General features: G+C 67.4%; 9 protein-coding genes. 2 read left to right on the forward strand and 7 right to left on the reverse strand.

Translation table 11 applies throughout. The features are described from left to right. Both GBZ26_RS21440 and lepA read right to left on the reverse strand, forming a co-directional pair. Window positions 1–659: outer membrane lipoprotein (locus GBZ26_RS21440; RefSeq protein ID WP_345772055.1), on the reverse strand; the 659-nt coding region annotated here is incomplete at its 3' end. A gap of 150 nt (window positions 660–809) precedes the next feature. Further along, on the reverse strand, window positions 810–2,612 hold the full coding sequence (gene lepA / locus GBZ26_RS21445; RefSeq protein ID WP_094301531.1) for a translation elongation factor 4: 1,803 nt from the start codon (window positions 2,610–2,612) through the stop codon (window positions 810–812). A 196-nt stretch (window positions 2,613–2,808) separates the two neighbouring features. Between lepA and GBZ26_RS21450 the strand changes: the two genes are divergently transcribed. Next, window positions 2,809–3,363 carry a DUF4760 domain-containing protein gene (locus GBZ26_RS21450; protein WP_174440587.1) on the forward strand — a complete coding sequence of 185 codons (555 nt, stop codon included), beginning with the start codon at window positions 2,809–2,811 and terminating at the stop codon, window positions 3,361–3,363. A gap of 3 nt (window positions 3,364–3,366) precedes the next feature. Here the strand turns inward: GBZ26_RS21450 and glgA are convergent, their stop codons facing one another. Beyond that, entirely contained in the window at window positions 3,367–4,845 is a 1,479-nt protein-coding gene (gene glgA / locus GBZ26_RS21455; protein WP_174440594.1) for a glycogen synthase GlgA, read from the reverse strand. An 80-nt stretch (window positions 4,846–4,925) separates the two neighbouring features. Continuing rightward, window positions 4,926–6,197 carry a glucose-1-phosphate adenylyltransferase gene (gene glgC / locus GBZ26_RS21460; RefSeq protein ID WP_174440588.1) on the reverse strand — a complete coding sequence of 424 codons (1,272 nt, stop codon included), beginning with the start codon at window positions 6,195–6,197 and terminating at the stop codon, window positions 4,926–4,928. 546 nt (window positions 6,198–6,743) lie between these two features. Here glgC and GBZ26_RS21465 point away from each other — a divergent pair. Further along, window positions 6,744–8,054 carry an ammonium transporter gene (locus tag GBZ26_RS21465; protein WP_174440589.1) on the forward strand — a complete coding sequence of 437 codons (1,311 nt, stop codon included), beginning with the start codon at window positions 6,744–6,746 and terminating at the stop codon, window positions 8,052–8,054. A 96-nt stretch (window positions 8,055–8,150) separates the two neighbouring features. Here GBZ26_RS21465 and GBZ26_RS21470 read toward each other — a convergent pair whose 3' ends face one another. From GBZ26_RS21470 to GBZ26_RS21480, 3 genes are all read right to left on the reverse strand, one after another. Next, entirely contained in the window at window positions 8,151–9,389 is a 1,239-nt protein-coding gene (locus GBZ26_RS21470; protein ID WP_174440590.1) for a class I SAM-dependent methyltransferase, read from the reverse strand. A gap of 89 nt (window positions 9,390–9,478) precedes the next feature. Beyond that, a complete protein-coding gene (locus GBZ26_RS21475; protein ID WP_174440591.1) occupies window positions 9,479–10,330 on the reverse strand; it encodes an AraC family transcriptional regulator in 852 nt (283 codons plus the stop codon). A gap of 56 nt (window positions 10,331–10,386) precedes the next feature. Beyond that, on the reverse strand, window positions 10,387–10,610 hold a 224-nt coding region (locus tag GBZ26_RS21480), incomplete at its 5' end, for an asparaginase (protein WP_174440592.1).

Genomic DNA, 10,610 nt, shown 5'->3' on the forward strand with positions numbered 1-10,610 from the left:
TCCGGAGTCGAGGCGGCCGAAGCCGGGGCTTCCGCGGGAGTCTCCGCCGGGGTTGGGGCGGAAATCTCCTCCGCCTCGATCGCCGCGGCGGGCTTGGCCTCGTCCTTGGCCGCTTCCTTCAGCGTGTCCTTGGCCGCATCCTTCGCCGCGTCCTTGGCAGCGTCCTTGATCTCGGTGGCGGGCGTCGGGTCGGTCGAATAGTCGGCGACGATGCGGGCTTGGCTGCCGGCGATGACCAGGACCTTCTGCCCGATCTCGATGGGCTTCTCTTCCCGCTGGGTGACCGACAGCAGCTCGCCGTCCGGCTTGCGGACGATGTATTCCCACCCCGTGGTGTCGCCGGTCACATGTTCGATCGAGGTGCCGATCAGCCCGCCGATGGCGGTGCCGCCGACCGCGCCCAGCGCCGAATTGATGCCGAAGGTGCCCGACTGCGAGCCGAGCACACCGCCGGCGGCCCCGCCGGTGACCGCGCCGACGGTGCCGCTGGTGCTGATCTTGACCTGACGGAACCCGATGACGACCGCCCGCTCCACCTTGTTCGCCTGCTGGGTCGCGGTGGCGGCGTAGGTGTTGGGGGAGTAGTTCGGGGTGCAGCCTGCGAGAATGCCGACGACGATCGCGGCGGCGGGCAGGCCGAACATGACAGTGCGCGTCACGGGACATCATCCGTTTGGAAGCCTGATCGCGGTGATAGGCGATTCCATGCGGGGAGTCATTCGACTTTTTGTGGGCTCCGGGATGCGCGGACAAAAAGAAAGCGGGCCTTTCCGGACCCGCTTCCCGTCACATCACCGCAAGGCCGGCGCTTATTCGTCGCCCATCTTGAGAGCGGCGATGAAGGCGCTCTGCGGGATTTCGACCTGGCCGAACTGCCGCATGCGCTTCTTGCCTTCCTTCTGCTTGTCCAGCAGCTTGCGCTTGCGGCTGATGTCGCCGCCGTAGCACTTGGCCGTCACGTCCTTGCGCAGCGCGCCGATGCTCTCGCGGGCGATGATCTTGCCGCCGATGGCCGCCTGCACGGCGATCTTGAAGAGCTGGCGCGGGATCAGCTCCTTCAGCCGCTCGCAGAGCTGGCGGCCGCGGCGCTCCGACTGGGAGCGGTGGACGATCATCGACAGGGCGTCCACCGGCTCGGCGTTCACCAGGATCGACATCTTCACGAGGTCGCCTTCCTCGTAGCTGTCCATCTGGTAGTCGAAGCTGGCGTAGCCGCGGCTGATCGACTTCAGACGGTCGTAGAAGTCGAAGACCACCTCGTTCAGCGGCAGCCGGTAGACCAGCATGGCGCGGGCGCCGGCGTAGGTCAGCTCGATCTGCTGGCCGCGCCGCTCGGTGCAGAGCTGGAGGATGCCGCCCAGATACTCGTCGGGCAGCATGATGGTGGCCTTGATCCACGGCTCGTCGATGCGGTCGATCTTCATCACGTCCGGCATGTCGGCCGGGTTGTGCAGATCCATCACCGTGCCGTCGGTCATGTACAGCTTGTAGACCACCGACGGCGCCGTGGTGATCAGGTCCAGGTTGAACTCGCGCTCCAGCCGCTCCTGGATGATCTCCAGATGCAGCAGGCCGAGGAAGCCGCAGCGGAAGCCGAAGCCCAGCGCCGCCGACGTCTCGGCCTCGTAATGGAAGCTGGCGTCGTTCAGCTTCAGCTTGCCCAGGCTGTCGCGCAGCCGCTCGAAGTCGGCGGCGTCGACCGGGAACAGGCCGCACCACACCACGGGGATGGAGGGCTTGAAGCCGGCCAGCGGCTCGGCCGCCGGGCGGCGATCCTCGGTGATGGTGTCGCCGACCTTGGTCAGCGTGATGTCCTTGATGGCGGCGGTGATGAAGCCCATCTCGCCCGGCCCCAGCTCGCCGGTCAGCAGCGCCTTCGGGGTGAAGACGCCGACGCGGTCGACCTCGTGGGCGCTGCCGGTGGACATGAAGCGGACCTTCTGGCCGACCTTCAGCCGCCCATCCACCACGCGCACCAGGATGACCACGCCGAGATACGGGTCGTACCAGGAATCGACCAGCAGGGCCTTCAGCTCGCCGTCGGCGTTGCCCTTGGGCGCGGGCAGCCGCTGCACCACGGCTTCCAGAACGGCGTCGATGTTCAGGCCGGTCTTGGCCGAGATTTCCACGGCGTCGGTGGCGTCCAGGCCGATCACGTCCTCGATCTGCTGCTTCACGCGGTCGGGCTCCGCCGCCGGCAGGTCGATCTTGTTGAGGACCGGGATGATCTCGTGGTTGTTGTCGATCGCCTGGTAGACGTTGGCGAGCGTCTGCGCCTCCACACCCTGCGAGGCGTCCACCACCAGGATCGAGCCCTCGCAGGCGGCGAGGCTGCGGCTGACCTCGTAGGCGAAGTCGACGTGGCCCGGCGTGTCCATCAGGTTCAGCGTGTACTGCTGCCCGTCCTTGGCCTTGTAGAGCAGGCGGACGGTCTGCGCCTTGATGGTGATGCCGCGCTCGCGCTCGATGTCCATGCTGTCGAGCACCTGTTCGCGCATCTCGCGCGAATCGAGGCCGCCGCACTGCTGGATCAGCCGGTCGGCAAGGGTCGACTTGCCGTGGTCGATGTGCGCGATGATCGAGAAATTGCGGATGTGCGAAAGGTCAGTCATCGGTGCCCGGAGCCCTGGTTTGGGCCGGAACATAGGGCGGACGGACGATGCGCGCAATGGAGAAGGGGGGCGCCGGATCGGTTCGGCAGGAGAGGCAGGTTTCCAGGAGCCAATCCAGGCCGAAGGAGGTCACCCTTTGGCGAGGTGGCTCCAGCGTGGTAGGGTTCGGTGGAAAAACTCACGCGGGAGACATTTTATGGACGAATCGATTGTTCTTGTATCCGCCTCGGTGGTTGGAGCTGTGGTGAATTTCGGATTGCTGGTTGTGGTGTGGCGGCAACTGCTTCTCAATTCAGAGCAAGTTCGAATTATGAGGGAATCATACATAGCCGATCATGAACGGAGAAAGAAACAATCAACCATTGAGTACGTCAACAGCATAAGAGAGAAATACAGGCCGATTGTCGGGCGCCTTGAAGAAAAGTTTGGTATCAATCACGTTATAAATTTAAGTGAGATTGACGAAAACGAAAGAAGAAATATAAGGGAGCTTTTGTCTATCATTGAGCATATGGCGGTGGGGGTGGAGACTGAGGTTTACGACATCGACATTGTTGATAGAATGTCAGGATCTTATTTTTTAAGAATGCGGCGCATACTTGATCCGTACATTGCGGTTTCGCAGAGCCGATCGGCAAACAACTATGTGGAGTTTGATCGGATGTGCGATCGAATTCGCGCCAAGCGAAAAATTCCCAACAATGTAGGGAAGCTGACCCTGCCCACGGACGCGCACAGGGTTCCAGCCTGATTCTTATGCCACCAGAACCGGCGCCACCGCCCGGTACAGCTCCATGTACTCCTCCGCCGGGCCGTGCCAGCCGAAGTCGCGGGTCATCGCGTGCTGCTGCATGGCGTGCCAGCGCTCCGGCTTGCGGTAGAGGGTGGCGGCGCGGCGCAGCGCCCAGGTCAGCTCCTGAACGGTGGCGTTGACGAACTGGAAGCCCGTCGCGCTGCCGTCGTTCACTGCCGCCGGGTTGGCGTCCACGATGGTGTCGGCCAAGCCGCCGGTGCGGCGGACCAGCGGCAGGGTGCCGTACTTCAGCGCGTACATCTGCGTCAGGCCGCAGGGCTCCGACCGCGAGGGCACCAGGAACAGGTCGGCGCCGGCCTGGATGCGGTGGGACAGAGCCTCGTCGTAGCCGATGCGCACGCCGACCGACTTCGGGAACCAGGTGGCGAGGTGGCGGAAGCCGGCCTCCAGCGCCGGTTCGCCGCTGCCGAGAACGGCGAGCTGGCCGCCCCAGGCGATCCATTGCGACGCCGCCTCCAGCACCAGATCCAGCCCCTTGTGGCCGGTCAGGCGGCTGACCACCGCGGCCAGCGGGGCGTCCGCCCGGCGGTCCAGGCCGAAGGTCGCCTGGAGGTCGGCCTTGCACAGGTCCTTGCCGCCGAGGTCCGCGGCGCCGTAGCGGGCGGCGATGTGCGGGTCGATGGCGGGGTCCCAGATGTCGTAGTCCACGCCGTTGAGGATGCCGGTCAGCGCCTCGGCCCGCGTGGCGAGCAGCCCTTCCAGACCCGAACCGTGCTCTGCGGTCTGGATCTCGTGGGCGTAGGTCGGGCTGACCGTGGTCAGGCGGTCGGAGTAGAAGCAACCGGCCTTGAGGAAGCCGACGCCGCCGTAATACTCCACCCCGTCGATCCGGAAGGCGGCCGACGGCAGGCCGAGGTCGCTCATCATCCAGGCGCCGAACAGGCCCTGATAGGCGATGTTGTGGATCGTCGTCACCGTGCCCGGCCGGAACGGCCCGGCGAAGCGGTCGGGGCGCAGCTCCAGATAGGCCGGGATCAGGCCGGTCTGCCAGTCGTGCCCGTGCAGCACGTCGGGCCGCCACCAGGGATCGAGGCCGTCCTCTGCCGCGAAGCCCGCCGCGCACCAGGACAGGGCGGCGAAGCGTTCCGCGTTGTCGGGCCAGTCCTTGCCGTCCGGCCCCAGGTAGGGGTTGCCGGGCCGGTCGTAGAGCGACGGCGCGTCCAGCACATAGGCCAGAACCCCGTCCGGCATCCGTCCGATCCGCAGCGTCGCCGGGGCGCCGCCGGGCAGATCAGTCAGGGGCTTGCCGACCGGCTGCAGGTCGGTCAGCCCGTTCAGCACCGCCGGATAGCCGGGCAGCAGCAGGCGGACCTCGGCTCCGGCGCGGTTCAGGGCGGGGGGCAGGGCGGCGGAGACATCGGCCAGCCCGCCGGTCTTCACCAGGGGGTAGCATTCCGGCGTGACGAACAGGACGCGCATGGAGGCGGGGTCTTTCGGTTTCTTCTTGGTCTTGCTCATCGCCCCCTCGCCCCGTGGGGGCGAAGGGGGATGGGGAGATGTCAGTCCTTGGGCAGGCGGTCGATCATGTCCTGGGTGATCAGGCAGACGCCGCCCTCGCTGCGGTAGAAGCGCTTGGCGTCCAGCTCCGGGTCCTCGCCGACGACCAGCCCCTCGGGGATGACCACGCCGCGGTCGATCACCACCTTGGTCAGGCGGCAGTGGCGGCCGATGTCGACATCCGGCAGGACCACCGCCTGATGCAGCTCGCTGAAGGAGTTGACGCGCACCTCGCTGAACAGCAGCGAGTTCTTCACCAGCGAGCCGGAGACGATGCAGCCGCCCGACACCAGGCTGTCCACCGCCATGCCGCGCCGGTTCTCGTCGTCGAAGACGAATTTCGCCGGGGGAAGCTGCTCCTGGTAGGTGAAGATCGGCCACTCGCGGTCGTACATGTTGAGCTGCGGCGTGACGTGGCAGAGGTCGAGGTTGGCCTCCCAATAGGCGTCGATGGTGCCGACGTCGCGCCAGTAGGGCTCGGACTCGTGGCCGTTCAGGATGGCCGAATCGGCGAAGTCGTGCGCCATCACCCGCGCCCCGCTGGTCACCAGATACGGGATGATGTCCTTGCCGAAGTCGCGGGACGAGCCGGGTTCGTGGAAGTCGCGCTCCAGCTGGTCGTAGAGGAACTGCGCGTTGAAGACGTAGATGCCCATGCTGGCCAGCGACTTGTCCGGGTTGCCCGGCATCGGCGGCGGATCGGCGGGCTTCTCGACGAAGTCGATGACGCGCTGCGTCTCGTCCACATGCATCACGCCGAAACCGGTGGCCTGGGCGCGCGGCACCTGGATGCAGGGGATCGTCACGTCGGCCTTCTTGGCGATGTGGTCGAGCAGCAGCGCGCCGTAATCCATCTTGTAGATGTGGTCGCCGGCCAGGATCAGGATGTATTCCGGCTCGTGGTCGCGCAGGATGTCCAGATTCTGGTACACCGCGTCGGCGGTGCCCTGGTACCAGGCGGTCTCGCTGATGCGCTGCTGCGCCGGCAGCAGGTCGCAGAACTCGTTCATCTCGCCACGGAAGAAGTTCCAGCCGCGCTGCAGGTGGCGCAGCAGGCTGTGCGACTTGTACTGGGTCAGCACGCCGATGCGGCGGAAGCCCGAATTGATGCAGTTCGACAGGGCGAAGTCGATGATCCGGAACTTGCCGCCGAAATAGGTGGCGGGCTTGGCGCGACGGTCGGTCAGCTGCTTCAGCCGGCTGCCCCGGCCACCGGCCAGGACGAGGGCCACGGCGCGGCGCGGCGCCAGCCGCAGATCCCGTTTGTCGAGCATGTGTCTCCCCTTTCGGTTCTCTTTTTTGCTGTCGGCCATCCGGAAGCGTCCGGCGGACCCGTATGGGCTGGGCCGCTTGTCCCCGGCCCCGTCCGGCTCCGCCGGTAGAGAGGGTGACCGTGCCACATTTCACGGGGACGGGCCAATAGGCCGAGGGGAACATGCCGGAAATAGGAGGGCTGTCCAACGGCTGTGCGGAAAACAGGCGCATCGTTGTGCACAAAAAGCAGGCAAGCGCGCGGGAAACGAGCGCATGGCGCCTCAACGCTGGCCAATCAACCTGCAATCCATGGGCGAATCATGCCAAGGCAAAGGGCATTGGGGGGGTCGGTAATCTGCTTCTTTTCTAGGCAACCAAGGCCCGCGACTCGGGGCCTATGCCGCTTTGCGGTCATCCGAAAGGCCGCAACCACCGCGATTCCTAGCCCTTTCGGGTTGGCACGCTTCTTGAAGACAAATCGGCGTCACACGGCCCCCTCCCGCCGCCCCGTCTGTACCGGGGACGGGGCGAAACGGGCCAGAAGCATTCGATAAAGAGGAGCCTCGATGAGCCGTCTCTTCCATTCCGCCGCGCCGATGATGGCGGCGATTCTGGGCTTGGCCGGTCTGCCTGCCGCCGCCCTGGCCCAGGATGCGGCCGCCGCCGCGCCGACCCTGAACAGCGGCGACACGGCGTGGATGCTGATGTCCACCGCGCTGGTCCTGCTGATGACCATCCCCGGCCTGGCTCTCTTCTACGGCGGCATGGTCCGCAAGATGAACGTGCTGGCCACGGTGATGCAGAGCTTTGCGATCTGCTGCATGGTGTCCATCCTGTGGTTCGCCGTCGGCTACAGCATCGCCTTCACCGAAGGCACCCCGTATTTCGGTTCGCTGTCGAAGTTCATGCTGTCGGGCGTCGCCATCGACAGCCTGCAGGGCACCATCCCGGAGACGCTGTTCGTCGTCTTCCAGATGACCTTCGCGATCATCACCCCGGCCCTGATCGCCGGCGCCTTCGCCGACCGCATGAAGTTCTCGTCCATGCTGATCTTCACGGCCCTCTGGTCGGTGCTGATCTACGCGCCGATCACTCACTGGGTCTGGGGTCCGGGCGGCTATCTGATGGGTGACGGCGTGCTCGATTACGCCGGCGGCACCGTGGTGCACATCAACGCGGGCGTGGCCGGTCTCGTCGCCGCCATCGTGCTGGGCAAGCGCAAGGGCTACCCGAACGAGAACTTCGCCCCGCACAACCTGGTGCTCAGCCTGATCGGCGCTTCGCTGCTGTGGGTCGGCTGGTTCGGCTTCAACGCCGGTTCGGCGGTTGCCGCCGACGGCCGTGCGGGCATGGCCATGCTGGTCACGCAGATCGCCGCCGCCGCCGCCGCCATGGCGTGGATGCTGGTCGAATGGGCCGCCAAGGGCAAGCCGTCGATCCTCGGCATCATCTCCGGCGCGGTCGGCGGTCTGGTCGCCATCACCCCGGCCGCCGGCTTCGTCGGGCCGACCGGCGCGCTGGTGATCGGTCTCACCTCGGGCGTCGTCTGCTACTGGGGCGCCACCAGCCTGAAGCGCACCCTCGGCTATGACGACTCGCTGGACGCCTTCGGCGTGCACGGCGTGGGCGGCATCGTCGGCGCCATCCTGACCGGCGTCTTCGCCCAGGAGGCCATCGGCGGCACCGCCGGCGCCCTGGAAGGCAACATCGGCCAGATCTGGACGCAGGTCTACGGCATCCTCGCCACCGTCGTGTACACCGCCATCGGCTCCTTCATCCTGCTGAAGGTCGTGGACGTGGTGATCGGCCTGCGCGTGGACGAGGACGTCGAGCGCGACGGCCTGGACCTCGCCCTGCACGGCGAGAGCATCCACTAAGCACCTTTTGCTGCCTGGTTGTTTCCTCCATGAACTTCCGCCGCCGGGTCGCCCGGCGGCGGATTTTTCATGTCCAGGCCTTGCGGACCGCTCCGTTCAGCGGCGCAGATACATCTTGCCGACGCCGTTCAGCGCCGTGAAAAGCTGCGTGAACTGCGCCAGGAAGGCGTCCCAGGCCAGCGGGCCGGCCTTCTCCGCCACCGCCTGGTGGATGGTCCCCAGGCTGGCCCGCCCGTCCACCCGCGCCAGGATCGGCCCGGCCAGCCGGGGCAGGGGCAGGGGGACGACGGCGCCCATCAGCTCGGCCTCCAGCACGCCGCCGGGGGGCAGGCCCTTGGCCACCGCGGCACCGTCGAGGTCGCGCAGCACCGGCACCGCCTCCGGCCCGTCCGGGCGGGCGACGGCGCCCTCGGCGTCCTCGGGACGGACGAGATAGGCGATGTGCTTGGTCATGCTGCCGGTGACCTGCTCGGTCCAGGCGGCGCGCTCCAGCCGCGACAGCCCGTCCAGCCGCTTCAGCAGGCGGGGATCCTTCACCCAGACGGCGGGGTCGTAGCGGTACGGCTCCACCAGCGCGGCGATGGCCAGACCGCCCGCCGCGGCCAGCTCCGCCAGTTCCGGCACGGTGAAGGGCCGGTCGCAGGAGTGCAGCAGCAGGTCGTAGAGGTCGGCGTCGGCCTGTTTGTGGTCGTTGATGAATGGGTTGCGCAGCAGCCAGTTGGACGGCGGCAGCCGCTCGATCAGCCGGCGGGCCAGCGCCACCTGCTCCTTCGGCGGCAGGTCCGCCGCGATGGTGCGCAGCGCCGCCTGCATGGGATAGACGCCGGTGCGCCCGTACGGCGCGTAGACCATCAGCCCGATCCCGCCGCCCGGCTTCAGCGCCCCGGCCAGCGAGCGGATGCCCGCCGCCGGCTCGTCCAGATGATGGAGCACGCCGCAGCAGTCGATGTAGTCGAACGGACCCCCCTCCTCCAACAGACCGCCGAGGTCGAGCAGCGAGCCGCGGCGGAAGTCGATGTTGGTCAGCCCGCGCGCCCCGGCCCGCGCCTCGGCGATGCCCCGCGCGGCGTCGGAGAGGTCGAGATAGGTGACGCGTCCCGGATTGCCGGCGTCGGCCATCTGCTGGGCGATCATGATCGTCCCGTCGCCGGTCCCGCCGCCGGCCACCAGAACCGAGAGGGGCTTGGCGTGGTCGAGACGGCCGCCGAAGACGTTGTGGTTCACCTCGTCCAGATGGCTGGGCGACCCGGTGATCAGGCGCTTCGTCTCGTCGGCGGGGTTGCGCGCGGGATAGGGGAAGGCTTCGTACTGGGCGCGCAGGGTGTCGATGCTCATGGATCGGGCAACCGGTCAGGTGGACGGGTGCCGGACCATAGCATCATCGCGGGAAAGGGTGGGGAGGAAGGCCTCCCCACCGTCTCCTCTCACGCCAAAGGCAAACGGATCTCGGTCAGCCACGCCTCGGGGGGCAGCTTGCGGCAGTCGTTCAGATACTCTTCGACGCAGGGGCGGTCGGCCGGCGTGTGGCCGCTCGCCGGCAGCCAGTCGCGGTAGAGCCAGCGGTAGGGGCGTTCCAACTCCGCGTAGGGACCCTTGTGGATCAGGATGGCGTGGCGGCCGCCGGGAATGTCGAGCGCGCGAACCGGTCCGTCCTCGGGGATCGGTCCGTCGACCAGCAACGCGGCCTCGGAGCGGAGACGGTCCGCCGGAACCGACTCCGGGTCGTCGTAATAGAGGGCGAAGGACCGCGTGTCCGGTCCCACGAGGCCGCGGCCCGCGGCCCAGGCGTACAGCCGCTCGAAGGTCGTGCCGATGTCGATATAGGGGCCTTGGTGAGCCATGGCGGCCACGCGCAGCGGCGGCAGATCGCGGATGGTGACGTCGTGCATGTTTCGCTCCTCGTCCGGTGGTTGGTCGGGTGGAGGAACCAGACGGCCCTGCCGCCGGTAGGCACCGGGGCTCAGGCCGTAGACCTGCCCGAAGGCGCGGGTGAACGCCTCCACGCTGCCATAGCCGGCCCGCCGTGCGACCTGCGCGACGCCGTCGCCGCCCCGCACCAGATCGCCCGCGGCACGGTGCAGGCGCAGCCGCCGCAGCGTGTCCGCCACCGTCTCCCCCGTCATGGCGCGGTAGATGCGGTGGAAGTGGTAGGGCGAGAAGCAGGCGACGGCGGCCAGCCGCTCCAGTTCCAGCGGCTCGTCCGGATGGGCGGCGATGTGATCGACGACGCGCGCGATGCGGCGGCCGTAGTCCAGCAGGGTGTCGGGCTTGGTCATGGGTCCTCCATGCCCGATACCCTAGGCGAGGGCGGCTTGATCGCGCTTGCGGACCTTCAGCCTTCCGCCGGGCGGACCACGCCGACCTCCAGGCCGTTGCGGTTGGTCACCGGCTGGTTGATGAGCTGGCCGGCCCGCCTCCATTGCTCGTCCGACAGCACCTTGGTGGCGCGGATCAGGGCGGCCAGGGCCACCTCGCGGGCGCGCGGGGTGCCGTCGTCGATCTTCAGGGCGATGCCCAGACCCTGCTTGGGCAGGACGGCGCAGCCCACCCCTTCGG

This window comes from Azospirillum formosense, from assembly GCF_013340925.1.
In the GTDB taxonomy this organism is placed as follows: Bacteria; Pseudomonadota; Alphaproteobacteria; order Azospirillales; family Azospirillaceae; genus Azospirillum; species Azospirillum formosense.

Excerpts from the sequence above, each read along its gene's own strand:
- glgC (WP_174440588.1), bottom strand. The coding sequence starts at position 6,197 with ATGCTCGACAAACGGGATCTGCGGCTGGCGCCGCGCCGCGCCGTGGCC.
- lepA (WP_094301531.1), bottom strand. The coding sequence starts at position 2,612 with ATGACTGACCTTTCGCACATCCGCAATTTCTCGATCATCGCGCACATC.
- GBZ26_RS21470 (WP_174440590.1), bottom strand. The coding sequence starts at position 9,389 with ATGAGCATCGACACCCTGCGCGCCCAGTACGAAGCCTTCCCCTATCCC.
- GBZ26_RS21475 (WP_174440591.1), bottom strand. The coding sequence starts at position 10,330 with ATGACCAAGCCCGACACCCTGCTGGACTACGGCCGCCGCATCGCGCGC.
- GBZ26_RS21465 (WP_174440589.1), top strand. The coding sequence starts at position 6,744 with ATGAGCCGTCTCTTCCATTCCGCCGCGCCGATGATGGCGGCGATTCTG.
- GBZ26_RS21450 (WP_174440587.1), top strand. The coding sequence starts at position 2,809 with ATGGACGAATCGATTGTTCTTGTATCCGCCTCGGTGGTTGGAGCTGTG.
- glgA (WP_174440594.1), bottom strand. The coding sequence starts at position 4,845 with ATGCGCGTCCTGTTCGTCACGCCGGAATGCTACCCCCTGGTGAAGACC.